The sequence below is a fragment of the Pantoea sp. NGS-ED-1003 genome, assembly GCF_000738765.1.
Taxonomy (GTDB): Bacteria; Pseudomonadota; Gammaproteobacteria; order Enterobacterales; family Enterobacteriaceae; genus Pantoea; species Pantoea septica.
Genome location: NZ_JPQA01000002.1, coordinates 534,279 through 550,531, shown reverse-complemented (window position 1 = coordinate 550,531; position 16,253 = coordinate 534,279). Strand labels below are relative to the sequence as shown.

Genomic DNA, 16,253 nt, shown 5'->3' with positions numbered 1-16,253 from the left:
GCAGATAAGAAACCAGGGAGATCACCATGAAAAAAGGGTTAATCGCACTGTCCGTCGTAATGGCGGCCTCACTGCTTAGCGCCTGCGACAACAGCGACAAATCGGCACAGGGCGGCTCCGACGCATCCACTATCCGCGTCGGCGCGACCGGTCTGAGCTTTCCCGGCGCGTTCAAAAAAGATGGCAAGCTGACCGGATTCGACGTGGAGGTCACCGAAGCGATCGCTAAAGACCTGAACTACAAAATCGAGTGGGTCACCTCTGACTTCAGCGGCCTGATGGGCCAGCTGGAGGGGGGCAAGCTCGATACGGTGGCCAACGTGGTGGCGATCACCCCGGCGCGCCAGGCCAAATATAACTTCTCCACCCCTTACAGCTATTACGGCAGCCAGATTGTCACCAACAAAAGCAACGCCGATATCAACACGCTGGACGACCTGCGCGGCAAAACCATCGCCGGCGTGCTCGGTTCTAACCACCTGGTCAACCTGAAAAAAGCTTTCGGCGATAACGGCGTAACTATCCGCACCTACGAGAGCCGCGACGGCGCGATGAACGACGCCATCAACAACCGCGTGCAGGGCTACGTCAACTCCGGGCCGATTCTGCTGGCGGAGATCAACCAGAAAGGGCTGCCGCTGAAGTTTGTCGGCCAGCCGCTGGTGATCGAGTCGGTCGGCTTTCCGTTCCACAAAGATGAGAAGGGCGACAAGCTGCGCGCCGCGTTCGACAAAGAGGTCGATGCGATGCGCAAAGATGGCCGCCTGAAAGCGATCTCGGAAAAATACTTCGGCGAAGATATCACCGCGCAGCCGTCTCACTAAACCTGGCGTTTACTTGTCAACGTTTGCCACCGCCGGGTGGCAAACGTCGTTAAGGGCTTTTTATGAATTTCGATTTTAATTACCTGCTGAAAATCTCGCCGCAAATTCTCAGCTATCTGCCGGTTACCCTGATGCTGGCGGTGGTGTCCATGGCGTGCGCCATGGTGATCGGCCTGGGGCTGTCGCTGTTGCGCAACAGCAAATCCACGCTGGTGAGCAAGCTGGTCGAGCTCTATATTTCGCTGTTTCGCGGCATGCCGTCGCTGGTGCAGCTGTTTATTATCTACTTCGGCCTGCCGCAGCTCTTCCCGGCGCTGACCGGCATGTCCGCCACCACCGCCGCGATTATTGGCTTCAGCCTGAAGACCTCAGCCTATATGGCGGAGATCTATCGCGCGGGTCTGGCGTCGGTGGATCCCACGCAGATGGAAGCGGGGCTCTCTATCGGCATGCGTCGGGCGCAAATCTATCGCCGCATCATTCTGCCGCAGGCGCTGCTCAATGCGCTGCCCGCCACCGGTAACACCTTTATCTCGCTGATCAAAGATACCTCGGTCGCCTTTGCGCTGGGCGTTTCGGAGATGTTCGCCGAAGGCAAGATGATCGCGGCGGAGTCGCTGCGCTACTTTGAAACCTTCCTCGTAGTAGGTCTGATTTACTGGCTGGTGATTATCGGTTACGCCCGCCTACAGGCGCTGCTGGAGAAAAAACTCAGTCACTCACTGCAACGCTAAGGCTCTTATGATCAGTGTAAAACAGCTCAATAAACGTTTCGGCGACAAGGTGGTGCTGGACGATATCAGCCTGACTATCGGCGAAGGCGAAGTGGTGGCGATTATCGGGCCCTCCGGCTCCGGCAAGTCGACCCTGCTGCGCTGCCTCAACTTACTGGAAAAGCCGGAGTCCGGCGTGATCCAGATTGGCGACGTGGCGCTCGACACCGCCAGCTACAGCGCGAAAGAAGAGCATGCGCTGCGCGGGCAGACCGCCATGGTGTTCCAGAACTACAGCCTGTTTCGCAACAAAACCGCGCTGGAGAACATCACCGAAGGTTTGATCATGGTGAAGAAGATGCCGAAAGCGCAGGCCAGCGAGACGGGCATGCAGCTGCTGGAGCTGGTCGGTATGGCGCCGCAAGCGCATCAGTATCCGATCACCCTTTCCGGCGGTCAGCAGCAGCGTGTCAGCATTGCCCGCGCGCTGGCGGTTAAGCCGCGCGCCATTCTGTTCGACGAGCCGACCTCCGCGCTCGATCCCGAGCGCGTGCACGAGGTGCTGCAGGTGATGAAGAGCCTGGCGCAGCAAAAGACCACTATGGTCATCGTCACGCACGAGATGCAGTTCGCCAAAGAGGTGGCCGATCGCGTCATCTTTATGGCGGATGGCCATATCGTCGAGCAGGGCCCGGCGGAACAGGTAATCAGTTTCTCCGACAACCCGGTAACGCGCCGCTTTTTGCGCCAGATGACTAACATCGACACGAATGATGATTTCAATATTTAAGCGTGCCGCCGCATACTTTGCCGCAGGCCGTCGCACTGGAAGGAAATAATATGAAAGAGATCCGCGAGCAGGATCGGGCGCTTGCCAGCCAGATCCAGGCGTTTCGCCACGACATGCACCGTTTTCCCGAACTGTCGAATCAGGAGTTCGAAACCACTAAAAAAATCCGCGCGGCCCTGACCGCGGCGGGCATCCGCATCCTCGATCTGCCGCTGAAAACCGGTCTGGTGGCCGAGGTTGGCGAGGCGGCGGGGCCGCTGGTGGTGGTACGCTCCGATATCGACGCGCTGCCGATTGAAGAGGAGTCAGGCGTCGACTTCGCCTCTGAGAACGCGGGCGTGATGCACGCCTGCGGTCACGATTTTCACACCTCTGCCGCGCTGGGCGCAGCCATTCTGCTGCAGCAGCAGGCGGCGTCGCTGAAAGGGCGCGTGCGCATCCTGTTCCAGGCAGCCGAAGAGACCGGTCTGGGCGCCCCCGACCTGATCGCCACCGGCGCGCTGGACGAGGCCGCGGTGATTTTCGGCATTCATAACGATCCGACCCTGCCGGTGGGCGTGGTGGGCGGCAAAGAGGGCGCGTTGACGGCAGGGGTCGATCGCTTTGAAATCAAGGTGGCGGCCAAAGGCGCGCACGCGGCGAAACCGCATGAGGGCAACGACCCCATTATTATCGTTGGGCAAATTATTAGCGCGGTGCAGACGCTGATCAGCCGCAACGTGCCGTCAGATCAGAACGCCGTGGTCTCGATCACGCAGATCCACAGCGGCAGCACCTGGAACGTGATCCCCGATACTGCGTATCTGGAGGGCACGGTGCGCACCTTTAGCAGCGAGGCGCGCGCGTTGATCGAGCAGCGCTTCCGGGCGCTGCTGGACGGGCTCGCCGCCGCGTTCGGCGCGCAAATCGAGTTCCTGTGGCACGCCGGCCCGCCTTCGGTGGTGAATACCGCAGAGTGGGTCGATTTTGCGCTGGAGCAGGCGAGCGACGTCGGTTTCGAGGCGCGCCGCATCGACGCCAGCCCGATTGGCGAAGACTTCGCCTTCTATCAGCAGAAGATCCCCGGCACCTTTATGATGGTCGGCTCCGGCGGGCCCTGGGCGCTGCACCACCCGAAGTTCCGCGTTGACGATAAAGCGCTTTTCCCGACCGCGCAGTATCTGGCGCAGCTGGCGGTTAACGCCTTGAATAAGCTGGCTTGATTCTTTTCTATCCGGGGCGAACGCCTGCGCGTTCGCCCTCTTGCCCCGCATTCCCGCGTTTAGCTGCTTAAGTTTCAATCGCCCACGCCGATAAGGTTTTTAACAGCGCTGCTGTTTTATTCGCCTGTATCCGAAAAGTGGGGAAACCAATAATGAAAGCGGATCGCGTTCCGAAAAAGAGATTAAGTACCCGCGCCATGATGCTGCTGACCGGCGCGCTGACCATCGCCACCGGCTTCGCCGTCACTATCGGCGTGCTGAGCTGGCAGTCGGGCCAGGCGCAGCGCACGCTGGCGGAAGAGTATCTGCAACAGATTGCGCGCAGCAAGGCGCTGGAAGTAGAGCAAAGCCTTAACCATGCGCGCGATGTGGCGCAGAGTCTGGGGCAAAGTATCATCGCGCTGCCGGATGCCGGCGTGCACGATCGCCACGTCGCCGACAAGCTGGCTGAATATGCGCTGCGCAGCAACCCTGACTACCTCTCCATTTCCGTTATCCTGGAAAAAGATGTTTTCGACGGACGCGACGCCGAGTTCGCCGCGCAGAGCGGCCAGGCGCCGGAAGGGCGTTACGCCTGGTTTGTCGATGTCGATCAGGCGGGCAATTATAAAATGCATCCCCTGACCTCCTATCTGACGCCCGGCCAGGGAGATTACTATCTGGTGCCGCAGCGTACGCGCAAGGACTTTCCGACCGAACCCTACAGCTATGCCTATAACGGCGTGCCGACGCTGCTGACCTCGATCACCACGCCGATTATCGATCGCGGCAAACTCTGGGGCGTGGTTACTTCCGATATTTCGCTGGCGAAGCTGCAGCAGCGGGTAAATGAGATCAAACCCTGGCAGGGCGCGGGCTACGCCATGCTGCTCTCCAGCGGCGGTAAGATCGTCTCTTCGCCCGATAAAGCGCAAAATAACCAGCAGTGGAAGGGCGACAAAAGCCACCTGACCACCGCGGTGACAGAGCAGGAGGATGCGCTGCTCGGCGAAAAATCGCTGATGACCTGGCAGCCGATTGCTATCGGCAACAGCAGCAACGTCTGGTATCTGGGCGTTGCCGCGCCGCTGGACTTAGTGATGAGCGCCGCGCGTCAGCAGCTGCACAACGCCCTGTGGATGATGCTGGCAAGCATTGTGCTGGTGAGCCTGCTGCTGGGCGTGGTCTTCAGCCGCATCGTGCTGCGTCCGCTGGGCGGTGAACCCGCCGATGCGGCCGCCTTTGCGCTGGCGGTAGCGGATGGGCAGCTCAATACGCGCATTCCGCTGAAGGCGGGCGATCAGAGCAGCCTGTTCTATGCGCTGCATACCATGCAGGCGCGGCTGATTGCGATGGTCGGCCATATTAAAGAGACCAGCGCCTCGGTGCGCGACGGCGCGGAGGAGATCGCCAAAGGCAATATCAACCTGGCGTCGCGCACCGAGCAGCAGGCCGCCGCGCTGGAGGAGACCGCCGCCAGCATGGAACAACTAACGGCGACGGTGAAACACAACGCCGCCAATGCGCATCAGGCGACGTCGCTGACGGAAAACGCTTCTCAGACCGCGCGCAAAGGCGAGGCGCTGGTGGGCGAGGTGGTGCAGACCATGGCGCAAATCAACGACAGCGCGCGCAAGATCGGCGATATCACCGCCATCATCAACAGCATTGCGTTTCAGACCAATATCCTTGCGCTTAACGCGGCGGTAGAAGCGGCGCGCGCCGGCGAGCAGGGCCGCGGTTTCGCCGTGGTGGCGTCTGAGGTGCGCAATCTGGCGCAGCGCAGCGCCGCGGCGGTAAAAGATATCGCCTCGCTGATCGAAGAGTCGACGCAGCGCGTTGACAGCGGCGTTAGCCTGGTGCGTCATGCGGGCGACACCATGCAGGAGATCACCCAGGCGGTGACCTCGGTGCAGGCGATTATCGACGAGATTGCCACCGCTTCCGACGAGCAGAGCCGCGGCATCAGCCAGGTTTCCGTGGCGGTCAACGAGATGGACAGCGTGACACAGCAGAACGCCGCGCTGGTGCAGGAGATTTCCGCCGCCGCCAGCGCGATGGAGGATCACTCCTCTCTGCTGGCGCAGTCGGTCGAACAGTTCCGGCTGGAGGGGCAGCCTGCCTAGCATGAAGCGAAAAAAAGCAGCCGTAAGGCTGCTTTTTTAGTACCGACACTTAGCCTGGCCAGCGCGACTGCCGAATGATGCTGCAAAAATTAAGCGGCGCGAAGCCAGGCTGCTTGTCCGCGATCACATCCGCCTTGACGTTGCCGAAGGTGGTCTGCGGTTTGTGTTGAATGCCGTCATAGAAGGCCTGAATAATCTCCTCTTTAAACGCGGCGCTGCGCGGATGCTGGCTTACCACCGCCTCGCGCGCCTCGTCGCTAAACTCGTCGTAGCGGATGCCCAGCACGTCCATTTCAACGCCTGCGGTCACCAGCGCAATCTCCGCCGCCATAAATTCAGGAATGCCGGGCGTCGTGTGCAGGGCAATAGCCGTCCAGACCTTGTCGATATCGCTTTGCGCAATGCCGTAACCCGCCAGAAAAGCTTTCGCCGCGTTTGCGCCGTCTACCTCGAACCGTTTGTCACAGCTGCAGTGCACCTGCGTCAGGCCGATATCGTGAAACATGCAGCCGACATAGAGCAGTTCGCGATCGAACTTCAGCCCGCGCTGCTGGCCCGCCAGTGCGCCCCAGTAGTAAACGCGGCTGGAGTGGTGAAACAGCAAATCGGATTCGCTGTCGCGGATAAAAGCGGTAGCGTCGCGGGCGAGCTGTGTGTCAGGAATGGCAATACCGTTTATATGAAAGCTCATCAGGATTCTCCGTTGGGTTAGCTGCCAGTGAGCATAAAACGGATGATCGCTGTCTCAAATTGTCTTATAACGATGATTCAGGACATAACAGCAGTTCAGGACACCCCGTAATCATGTCTCATTCCGTTACCCTGTTCGCGCTGCCCGGCGTGCAGCTGCTTGACGTTTCCGGCCCGCTCGACGTCTTCGCCGAGGCGAACCGCACGCTGCGTCGCCAGTTTTACAGCCTGCGCGTAATGGCGGCTGATGCCAGCGCCATTACCTCCTCTTCCGGCGTGCGGCTTAGCGCCGATTTCCTGCTGCACGAGGCGGGTCGCCATCCGATCGATACGCTGCTGGTGGCGGGCGCGCCAGATGCGCAACACTGCTTTTTAAACGAGGCGCAGTGCGCCCAGCTGAGCGCGATCTGCGCGCGCAGCCAGCGCTACGGCTCCGTTTGCAGCGGTGCGCTGCTGCTGGCGCAAACCGGGCTACTGCGACAGCGGCGCGTGACGACGCACTGGGCCTGCGCCGATCTGCTGGCGCAGCGCTGCCCCGAGACGCGGGTCGAACCGGACGCGCTCTGTATCGCTGACGGGCCGCTGCGCACCTCGGCGGGCGTGACCGCCGGGCTGGATCTGGCACTGCGGCTGGTAGAGGAAGATTTGGGGCGCGAGGTGGCGGAAGAGGTAGCGGCGAATCTGGTGATGTTTTTCCGGCGGCCGGTCAATCAGGGCCACTTCGCCCGGCGCGATAGCGTATCGCTCAGCGGCCGCGCCGCGCTGCAGGAGCTGCAGCGCTGGGCGCTGGCCCATTTGCCAGAGATTGGCGGCGTGCAGGAGCTGGCGGCGCATATCGATCTCAGCGTGCGTCATCTCGGACGTCTGTTCCGCCAGGAGCTGGATATGCAGCCGGGAAGCTGGCTGGAGGATGCCCGTATCGAAAAGGCGCGCGAACTGCTGGAAGCGGGACGGCTGCCGCTCAAGGCGATTCCGGCAGCGTGCGGCTACCGCAGCGGCGACGTCATGCGCCGCGCTTTTGCCAGGCGCACCGGCATGACGCCGGCGGTGTATCGACGCCTGTTTTTGCAGTCGTCCGCCGTGCCGTGCCGAGAATAACCCGTGCCAGTTAAACGAAAACGCCCCGAGCGGGGCGTAGTCAGAGCTTAAATGCAGCACAAAAGTGACCCACTGGCTGTTCAGGTCTCCAGCTCTACTTTAATCCAGCCGGGTTCGCGCTTGTCGAACGCCTCATAAGCCTTAATCACATCCTCAATCGGCTCGACTTTGGTCAGCACTTTGGCAGGATCGATAACGCCGCTGCGCGTCAGCTCCAGCAGATAGGGGATATGAGTATGGTGGTTGCAGTTGCCCATCTTCAGGGTCAGGTTCTTGTTCATCGCTTTGCCGATGGGGAAGACCTCCGCCGTGGGAGGGTAAACGCCAATGATGCTAATGCGACCCGCCTTTTTCACGCCCGCGATCGCCCACTCCAGCGCCTGGGTCGGCGCATCGCCCGGCACCCAGTTGCCATCCTGCGGATGGGTTTCAGGCGCCACCTGCGCCACCTCCTCGCTGAATTTCTCCGCTTTCTCTTCGGCCTCCTCGCTGGCCGGGCCGTGATGAGCATGCTGACTGTCAACGCCTACCGCGTCGATGGCGCAGTCCGCGCCGGTGCCGCCGGTCAGCATTTTGATCGCCTCCACCGGATCTTCGCGTTCGAAGTTAACCGGGAACGCGCCCTGCTGGCGCGCCATCGCCAGTCGATCCTCATGACAATCCACCGCAATTACCCGCGCCGCGCCCATCAGCAGGGCGCTGGCGATGGCGAACTGCCCGACCGGTCCGCAGCCGAACACCACTACGATATCGCCGCGCGTGATATCGGCTAACTCGGCGCCGAACCAGGCGGTAGGAAAGATATCGCTGATCAGGATGGCCTGATCGTCGGTCACCCCGTCAGGAATTTTTACCAGCGTATTGGCGGCGTAAGGAATGCGTGCTTTCTCTGCCTGCAAACCATTTACCGGGCCGGTGGCTTTGGGGCCGCCGAAAAAGCAGGTGCCCGCCTCAGGGCCGTTGGGATTAGCATTGTCGCACTGCGCCGTATGACCGGCGCGGCAGGGGGGACAAACGCCGCAGGAGACGGTGGAGCAGACCACCACGCGATCGCCCGGACTGAAGTTGCGCACCTCGTCGCCTACCTGTTCAACGATGCCTACCGCCTCGTGGCCGAGAATGGTGCCGGGCTGCATATCGCTAAAGGTGCCGCGAATAAAATGCAGATCCGTGCCGCAGATCGCCGAGGCGGTAATACGAATGACGGCATCGCCCGGTTGTTCGATTTGCGGATCGGGAACGTTATCCAGCTGGATATTTCCCACGCCGTGCCAGACTAGTGCCTTCATTATTCACCTCTGTCGCATATATGTCGTTTGCTGGAAACAAGTCAGACTAAAAAGTATAGAAAGCGTCAGAAATCCTGCGCGACAGATAAATAAGCGCGACGGTTAGCAATGTTTAACAATTTTTGGGATCTCTCGCGTAAATAAACATAAATATCTGAAATAGCTGAATTTTTATGAGTAAATCCAAGATTAAATGCGGCTATTTTCACCAGGCTGTGGTTAATAAACGAAGCCGTTAAATGGCAGGCAATGTAATAGTCGCTAAGCTGAAGACATAACTTTACATAACAAACAAAAAGCACGCTGGCAGAAGCCAATTGCAATGTCGAGAACGAGGCGTTAAATGTCAGAGAAAACCTGTACCATTATTTATAATGGCGAACCCCTGGTGGGCGCCGTTAATCAGCCCTTGATCGACTTTCTCACCGAGCAGGGAAAAAAATTGCCTCACGTCTGTTACCACCCGGCGCTGCAGCCGCTGGAGAGCTGCGATGTCTGCTGGGTGGAAGCCAACGGGGAAAAGGTGCGCGGCTGTACGCTGCGCACTTTCCAGGGACTAGAAATCAATAGCGAAGGGGAGTGGCCGCGCGCCGCGCAGCAGGAAGGGATGGATCGCATCCTGAATCGCCACGAGCTTTACTGTACGGTTTGCGAGCACAACACCGGCGACTGTACGCTGCATAACACCGTCGCGGATATGCATATCCCGATTCAGTATTACCCCTACCAGCGCAAGCCCACCAGCAAGGATCACTCGAATCCCTTTTACACCTACGATCCCGACCAGTGCATTCTCTGCGGACGCTGCGTCGAGGCGTGTCAGAACGTCGAGGTGAATGAGACGCTGAGCATCGATTACACCCAGGAGCATCCGCGCGTACTGTGGGACGGCGGCACCCAGATCGCCGGATCGAGCTGCGTCAGCTGCGGCCACTGCGTGACGGTCTGTCCCTGCAACGCGCTGCTGGAGAAGACCATGCAGCCCGACGCGGGACCCTTTACCGCGATGGATGAAGGGCTGAAACGTCCGATGATCGATTTCGTCAAATCGCTGGAGAACAGCATCGGCATGGAGCCGATCACCGGCATCTCGCTGATCGATGACGCGCTGCGTCAGGCGGAAATTAAGCGCACCAAAACGGTCTGCACCTACTGCGGCGTGGGTTGCAGCTTCGAAATCTGGACGCGCGATCGCCATATCCTGAAAGTGCAGCCGGTCGCGGATGCGCCCGCCAACGGCATTTCCACCTGTGTAAAAGGCAAATTCGGCTGGGACTTCGTTAACAGCCCGGAGCGCCTGACCACGCCGCTGATCCGCGAAAACGGCCGCTTCCGTCCAGCCAGCTGGGATGAAGCGCTGGATCGCGTGGCGCAGGGGCTGCGCGACGTGGCGAGTCAGTACGGCGGCGACGCTATCGGCTTTATCGGCTCCAGCAAGGCCAGCAACGAAGAGGCCTACCTGACGCAGAAAATTGCCCGCCTGATTTTCGGCACTAATAACGTCGATAACTCGTCGCGCTACTGCCAGAACCCGGCGACCGAAGGACTGTTTCGCACCGTGGGTTACGGCGGCGACGCGGGCACCATTCGCGACCTGCAGAAAACCGATCTGATAATCACCGTCGGCAGCAACCTGGCGGAGAACCATCCGGTTATCGCCTCGCACATCAAGCAGAGCCACAAGCATCGCGGGCAGAAGCTGCTGGTGGTGGATCCGCGCAAACATGAGATGTCCGAGCGCGCCGACCAGTTCCTGCGCATCAAGCCGGGCACCGATATGGTGTGGGCCTCGGCGATGGCGAAATATATGTTCGATCACGGTTATGCCGACGAGGCATTCCTGGCGCAGCGCGTCAATCAGGTCGAGGAGTATCGAGCGTCGCTGGCGCCCTTTACCCTGGACTTCGCCAGCGAAGTCACTGGCCTGAGCGTGGAAGAGCTTACCACGGCGGCGGAGATGATCGGCCAGGCGGGCAGCGTCTGCCTGCTGTGGGCGATGGGCATTACCCAGCACAGCCACGGCGCGGACACCAGCACGGCGCTGTCGAATCTGCTGCTGGTGACCGGCAACTACGGGCGTCCAGGCACCGGCGGCTATCCGATGCGCGGCCACAACAACGTACAGGGCGCGAGCGATTTCGGCTGCCTCAGCAACATCTATCCCGGTTATGAAAAAGTCTCTGATCCATTGATACGCGAAAAATGGGCGCGCGCCTGGGGCGTCAACCCGGAGGCGCTTTCCGACCAGCCCGGCGCGGACAATTTTATGATGGTGCAGCACGCGCACGAAGGAAAACTGCGCGCCATGTATATCACCGGCGAAGAGACCGCTTTCTCCGATGCGGACTCCACCAAAGTGCATGAAGCTTTCAGCCGCCTCGATTTTATGGTGGTACAGGATATTTTCATGAGCCGCACCGCCGAGTTCGCCGACGTGGTGCTGCCGGGCTGCCCGAGCGTGGAGAAAGAGGGCACCTTCGTCAACACCGAGCGCCGCATCCAGCACTTCTCGCCGGCGATGGATCCACTGGGCGATAGCCGCCCTGACTGGTGGATTTTCACCGAGCTGGCTGCGCGGCTGGGTCATCATTGGAACTACCCCAACCCGGGCGCGATTATGGCGGAAGCGGCCGGCATCGCGGAGATCTTCGCCGGCGTCAGCTACGAGCGGCTGGTGGGCTGGCAGTCGCAGATCTGGCCGGTGACGCCGGACGGCGAGAGCACGCCGCTGCTCTATACCGATAAATTCAAGTTCCCGGACGGCAAGGCGCGGCTCTACCCACTGGAGTGGCAGCGGCCAATGGAAGAGGCGGACGCGGAATACGATCTGATGCTGGATAACGGCCGCATGCTGGAACACTTCCAGTCCACCAACCAGACGGGCCAGGGCGGCCGCATGATGTCGCTCTCGCCTAACTGGTTTGTGGAGATTTCGCCGCAGCTGGCGCAGGCGCGTGGGCTGAAAGAGGGCGAGTGGGTCACGCTGACATCGCGGCGCGGCACGGTGGAGGTACCGGTGGTGGTGACCAATCGCGTGGCGGGCAACGTGCTCTTTATCCCGATCCATCACGGCAAGCCGGGCGTCAACGGCCTGACGGGCGAGCATCACGATCCCGACGTCAACACCCCGGCCTACAAAGAGATTGCCGTCAATATGACGAAACTGGCGCGCACGCCGCAGCCGAATCCGATTCCGCGCCATAATTTCCGCCACGGCCAGCGCACGCCGCTGGATCATCTGCCCATTGAGCAGAAATGGCAGCAGGAAGGTTATGTCGAGCCGCCTGAACACGTTGAACACCCGGAGAAATTCTAATGGCAGAACGACTGTCCTATACCGTACCGCCGACGCGCACTGAAAAAACCGCGCAGGAAGCGATGGACGAACTGGTGGAAAATCTGCATGAGCACGGTTTTCTGCGGCTGGCGAACGACGCCATCAAGGCCAACAACGATATCGGCAAAATTCTGGTTGCCGGCCTGAACCGGCCAGGCACGCAGAGCGCGCTGCAGAATATATCGCTGATCCTGATGACGCTGAGCACCATTCCGCCGGAGCGGCTCAACCATATTCTGCTGGCGCTGCGCGACGCCGCGATGGCGATGAAGCCCGCCAGCGACGCCACGCAGCAGGAGGGCCACGCTGCGCCGGGCCTGCGCGGCGTGCTGCATCTGCTGAGCGACGAAAAACTGTGGCAGGGACTGCGGCCGCTGTTCGCCGCGCTGGAGGCTTTTTCCGCCGGCATGCAGCGCGAGGAGGAGAAGCCGATCACCCGCTACAGCGGAAAGCCAAGCAATGAGTGACGCGGAATGGGTGCTGCTGCTGTCGCGCGGCCAGTTCGCCCTGACGATGGGTATGCATATCACCCTGGCGGCGCTGACGCTGGGGCTGGCGCCGTTTCTGCTCTGGTTTGAAGCGCGCTGGCTGTGGGGAAAGCAGCCGGGCGCACGCGAGGCGTTGCTGCTGTGGCTGAAAATCTTTGCCCTGACGGTGGCGATCGGCGCGGTATCCGGCGTGGTGATGGAGGTGCAGTTCGGCACTCACTGGGCCGGACTGTCGCAAAAAGTCGGCGGCGTCATTGGCCCGCTGCTGTTTTACGAAGTGCTGGTGGCTTTTTTTCTCGAGTCGGGGCTAACCGGCGTGATGCTGTTCGGCATGGGAAAAATCAAGCCGGGCGTTCATTTTATCGTCACCTGCTTTGTCACGCTCGGCGCCTTGCTGAGCGCCTTCTGGATCCTGGCCGCCAACTCCTGGCTGCAAACGCCGGTGGGCTTTACGCTTGACGAAAGCGGGCGCTTTCAGCCGGAAAGCTGGGCGATGGTGCTCTCTGCGCCGTCGTTTCCCTTTCGCTTTAGCCATATGCTGCTGGCCTCGCTGATTGCCGTGGCCTTTATGATCGCGGGCGTGGCGGCGCGCCGTTTACTGCTCGATGCTCAGGAGCAGGCGGCGCGGCGCATGCTGACGGCCGCGCTTACGTTCACGCTGGTGGCGGTGCCGCTCCAGGTAGTGGTCGGCGATCTGCATGGCGAGAATACGCTGGCGCACCAGCCCGCCAAGCTGGCGGCGATAGAAGGCAGCTGGCATCCGCCTGCGGCGAACGAGGGCGAGCCGCTGCGGCTGTTCGCCTTGCCTGACCAGCAGGCGCAGCGCAACCGGCTGGAGCTGGCGATCCCCGATATCGCCTCGCTCTATCTGCGTCATAATCTTTCTGGACACATCAAAAGCCTGAGTGAATTCGACGCGCAGACTCTGCCGCCGGTCGCGCCGGTTTTTTTCGCTTTTCGCCTGATGGTGGGGCTGGGCGTGGTGATGCTGCTCGCCAGCCTGGTGGCGAACGTACAGCACTGGCGCGGACGACTGACCACTTCGCGCCGCCTGCTGCGTATGCTGGTATGGCTTTCCCCCGCAGGTTTTATCGCTATGCTGGCGGGCTGGCTGGTAACGGAAATCGGCCGTCAGCCCTGGACGGTTTACGGCATGCTGCGCACCGCCGACAGCCTCTCACCACTGTCGCTCTCTACGACCATAGCGGTGCTTATGGCTATCGTCGTGGTTTACGGCCTTAGCTTCGCACTGGGGCTGCGCTATCTGCTTCGCATGGTGTCTGCGCCGCTGAAGCCAGGGGGTGACGTTGTCACGCAAGAGATCAGGACAGCGCCATGACTATCGCCGACCTTGCCGCCCTGATGCTGCTGCTCTCTATGCTGATTTATGTACTGCTCGACGGCACCGATCTGGGCGTCGGCATGCTGCTGCTGGCGTTTCACCAGGAGTCGCAGCGTAAACGGATGATCAATACGCTGCTGCCTGTCTGGGACGCTAACGAAACCTGGCTGGTGCTGCTGGCGGGCGGGATGTTCGCGCTTTTTCCTCAGGCTTACAGCCAGCTGTTCAGCACCCTGTGCGCGCCGGTTTTCGCCATGGTGCTGGCGCTGTTTGTGCGCGGCCTGGCGCTGGAGTATCGGGCGCAGGCAGACGAAGCCTTCCGCCACTGGCTGGATCGCCTGATGTGCGCCAGCTCGGCGCTGGCAGCGTTTCTGCAGGGCTGGTGCGCGGGCGTCGTGTTTAGCGCCGATCCGCAGCGCGGGCTGGAAACCGGCTTCGCCCTGACGCCGCTGCTGTGCGGCGTGGGACTGGTGGTGATCTATCTGCTGCTCGGCTGCTGCTGGATCCGCTGGCGCGTCGGCGAGGATACGGACGAGCGGGCCAGCATCCTGGCCTGGCTGTTCTGGATGCTGTCGCTGGTGATTTTTCTCTCGGTGCTGCTGCTTAACGGCGATATCTGGTCGGCAAGCTGGCAGCGCTGGCCGGGTAAGATCGCCATTACGCTGATTTTCATCTTTTGGCTGGCTCAGCTGCTGGCGCTGTGGCGTGGTCGCCCAACATGGCAGCTGGCATTAACGCTGTGGTTGATTGCTGCGGTGTTCACGGGCGTCGCCTGCGGATTTTATCCCTGGCTTATTCCGTACCAGCACGATCTGCACCGCAGCGCCGCTTCGCCTACGACGCAGCGCTTTGTGCTGATCGGCGCCGCCATCGTGATGCCGCTGACGCTGCTCTATCACAGCTGGGCGTTTTGGGTATTTCGCGGCAAAGTGCGCTAGGCCTTGCCGCTCTCCGTTTGCTGCTGCCGCGCCAGGGTGCGGGCCAGAATAGACGAGTAGAGCGGCTTGCCGCCGAGGAACTGCGCCAGCAGCGTCGCGCCCAGTCCGGTGACGATCATTGGCAGGATCAGCTGATAATTATCGGTCATCTCCAGCACCAGCACGATGCCGGTCAGCGGCGCGCGCACCGACGCGGCCAGCAGCGCGCCCATGCCGGCAATGGCGAAGGTGGCGGGCTGCAAATGGTAGAGCGGGAAAAGATCCGCCATCAGCACGCCGAAGGCGGTGCCCAGCACGGTGCCCAGCGCCAGCATCGGCGCGAAAATGCCGCCTGGCGCACCAGAGCTGAAGCAGAGCAACGTGGTGAACAATCGCACCGCAAAGATCACCAGCAGCACGCCGAAGGTGTAGTGGCCGCCGGTCGCCTGCGGGATCAGCTCGAACCCGCCGCCTGCGCCCGGCGCGAACCACAGCGCCAGCAGACCGCAGCCGCCGCCGAGCGCGCCGCCGATGGCGACCGCGCGCCAGATCCGCCCGGCATAGAGCCGGGCGAAGGCATCCTGACAGAGAAAAATCAACCGGTTAAGCAAGACGCCCACCATACCGAACAGCATACCCAGCACCAGATAGAGCCACAGCGTCTCTACCGGCGCGTCCGCCAGTTTGCCGACGGAGATGACCGGATGCGCGCCATTGATCAGGCGAAAGACAATGCTCGCCATAATGACGCCGGTGAAGACCGCCTTGATAGAGATGAGGTTGTAGCGAAACTGCGGCCGCATCTCTTCGATGATGAAAAGGATGCCCGCCAGCGGCGCGTTAAAAGCAGCCGCCAGCCCCGCCGCCGCGCCGGTCGCCAGCAGCGAGTGGCGCGCTTCGTCGCTGCGAATACGCAGTAGATCGAGCACCATGCGGCCGATATTGCCGCCAAGCTGCACCGTCGGTCCTTCGCGACCCAGCACCATGCCCGCGCCCAGCGTGCCCATCCCGCCGAAAAACTTCACCGGGATAACGCGCCACCAGCGTACGGGACGCAGCTCTTCCAGCGCGCCTTCGATTTCAGGGATGCCGGAGCCTGCGGCTTCCGGCGCAAAGCGGCGCACGAGAAAATAACCCACCATCGCCAGCAGCGCGGAGAGCATAAATGCCAGCGCATAGAGCTTCCAGCCGCTGAGCAGCGTCGGATCGGCCAGCGACAGACGCCAGTGCTGCACCCAGTGGACCGCGCTGGCGAATGCGCTGCCGACCAGCCCGACGATGACGCCGACCAGCGCGGCGGAGATAAGCACCGCGACAGGGGTTTTATCGCGGTTAAGCAACGCCCGGAACATGCGATTGCGCGCCGGGATCGACTGAGGAACGTTAACTGAGGAGTGCGTTTCGTTATTCACTGTCATTCACTGCTGCAGAAAAGGAGAGCTGAAGTTTACTGCAATC

At 61.1% G+C, this 16,253-nt stretch carries 13 protein-coding genes; 10 read left to right on the top strand and 3 right to left on the bottom strand.

The window, feature by feature from the left end:
- The first annotated feature begins 26 nt into the window (after positions 1-26).
- From JS46_RS06040 to JS46_RS06020, 5 genes are all read left to right on the top strand, one after another.
- A complete protein-coding gene (locus JS46_RS06040; protein ID WP_033748975.1) occupies positions 27-824 on the top strand; it encodes an amino acid ABC transporter substrate-binding protein in 798 nt (265 codons plus the stop codon).
- Positions 825-886: 62 nt separating this feature from the next.
- Positions 887-1,558, top strand: coding sequence for an amino acid ABC transporter permease (locus JS46_RS06035; RefSeq protein WP_033748973.1), 672 nt, complete (start codon positions 887-889; stop codon positions 1,556-1,558).
- 7 nt (positions 1,559-1,565) lie between these two features.
- Positions 1,566-2,327 carry an amino acid ABC transporter ATP-binding protein gene (locus JS46_RS06030; protein WP_033748971.1) on the top strand — a complete coding sequence of 254 codons (762 nt, stop codon included), beginning with the start codon at positions 1,566-1,568 and terminating at the stop codon, positions 2,325-2,327.
- 50 nt (positions 2,328-2,377) lie between these two features.
- A complete protein-coding gene (locus tag JS46_RS06025; RefSeq protein ID WP_033748969.1) occupies positions 2,378-3,529 on the top strand; it encodes an amidohydrolase in 1,152 nt (383 codons plus the stop codon).
- Between the two features lie 152 nt (positions 3,530-3,681).
- On the top strand, positions 3,682-5,634 hold the full coding sequence (locus tag JS46_RS06020; RefSeq protein ID WP_033748966.1) for a methyl-accepting chemotaxis protein: 1,953 nt from the start codon (positions 3,682-3,684) through the stop codon (positions 5,632-5,634).
- Between the two features lie 49 nt (positions 5,635-5,683).
- On the opposite strand, the gene JS46_RS06015 is transcribed toward JS46_RS06020, so the two are convergent.
- Entirely contained in the window at positions 5,684-6,325 is a 642-nt protein-coding gene (locus JS46_RS06015; protein ID WP_033748963.1) for an HD domain-containing protein, read from the bottom strand.
- Positions 6,326-6,438: 113 nt separating this feature from the next.
- On the opposite strand from JS46_RS06015, the gene JS46_RS06010 reads away from it, so the two are divergent.
- Positions 6,439-7,422 (top strand): GlxA family transcriptional regulator, encoded by a 984-nt coding sequence (locus JS46_RS06010; protein WP_033748962.1) that lies wholly within the window; start codon positions 6,439-6,441, stop codon positions 7,420-7,422.
- 80 nt (positions 7,423-7,502) lie between these two features.
- Here JS46_RS06010 and JS46_RS06005 read toward each other — a convergent pair whose 3' ends face one another.
- Complete coding sequence (locus JS46_RS06005) at positions 7,503-8,711, bottom strand: zinc-dependent alcohol dehydrogenase (protein WP_033748959.1); 1,209 nt, start codon at positions 8,709-8,711, stop codon at positions 7,503-7,505.
- A gap of 343 nt (positions 8,712-9,054) precedes the next feature.
- Here JS46_RS06005 and fdhF point away from each other — a divergent pair, with 343 nt between their 5' ends.
- Genes fdhF through JS46_RS05985 form a run of 4 tightly spaced genes read left to right on the top strand, consistent with a single transcriptional unit; the run spans position 9,055 to position 14,816 of the window.
- Positions 9,055-12,027 (top strand): formate dehydrogenase subunit alpha, encoded by a 2,973-nt coding sequence (fdhF, locus tag JS46_RS06000; RefSeq protein ID WP_033748957.1) that lies wholly within the window; start codon positions 9,055-9,057, stop codon positions 12,025-12,027.
- Positions 12,027-12,515 carry a DUF1641 domain-containing protein gene (locus tag JS46_RS05995; RefSeq protein ID WP_033748956.1) on the top strand — a complete coding sequence of 163 codons (489 nt, stop codon included), beginning with the start codon at positions 12,027-12,029 and terminating at the stop codon, positions 12,513-12,515. The genes fdhF and JS46_RS05995 overlap by 1 nt, the downstream gene beginning before the upstream one ends.
- Positions 12,508-13,875, top strand: coding sequence for a cytochrome ubiquinol oxidase subunit I (locus JS46_RS05990; RefSeq protein WP_033748954.1), 1,368 nt, complete (start codon positions 12,508-12,510; stop codon positions 13,873-13,875). The genes JS46_RS05995 and JS46_RS05990 overlap by 8 nt, the downstream gene beginning before the upstream one ends.
- Entirely contained in the window at positions 13,872-14,816 is a 945-nt protein-coding gene (locus JS46_RS05985; RefSeq protein ID WP_033748952.1) for a cytochrome d ubiquinol oxidase subunit II, read from the top strand. The genes JS46_RS05990 and JS46_RS05985 overlap by 4 nt, the downstream gene beginning before the upstream one ends.
- Here JS46_RS05985 and clcA read toward each other — a convergent pair.
- On the bottom strand, positions 14,813-16,213 hold the full coding sequence (clcA, locus tag JS46_RS05980) for a H(+)/Cl(-) exchange transporter ClcA (RefSeq protein WP_200879018.1): 1,401 nt from the start codon (positions 16,211-16,213) through the stop codon (positions 14,813-14,815). The two genes, JS46_RS05985 and clcA, sit on opposite strands and share 4 nt — an antisense overlap.
- Positions 16,214-16,253: the final 40 nt, after the last annotated feature.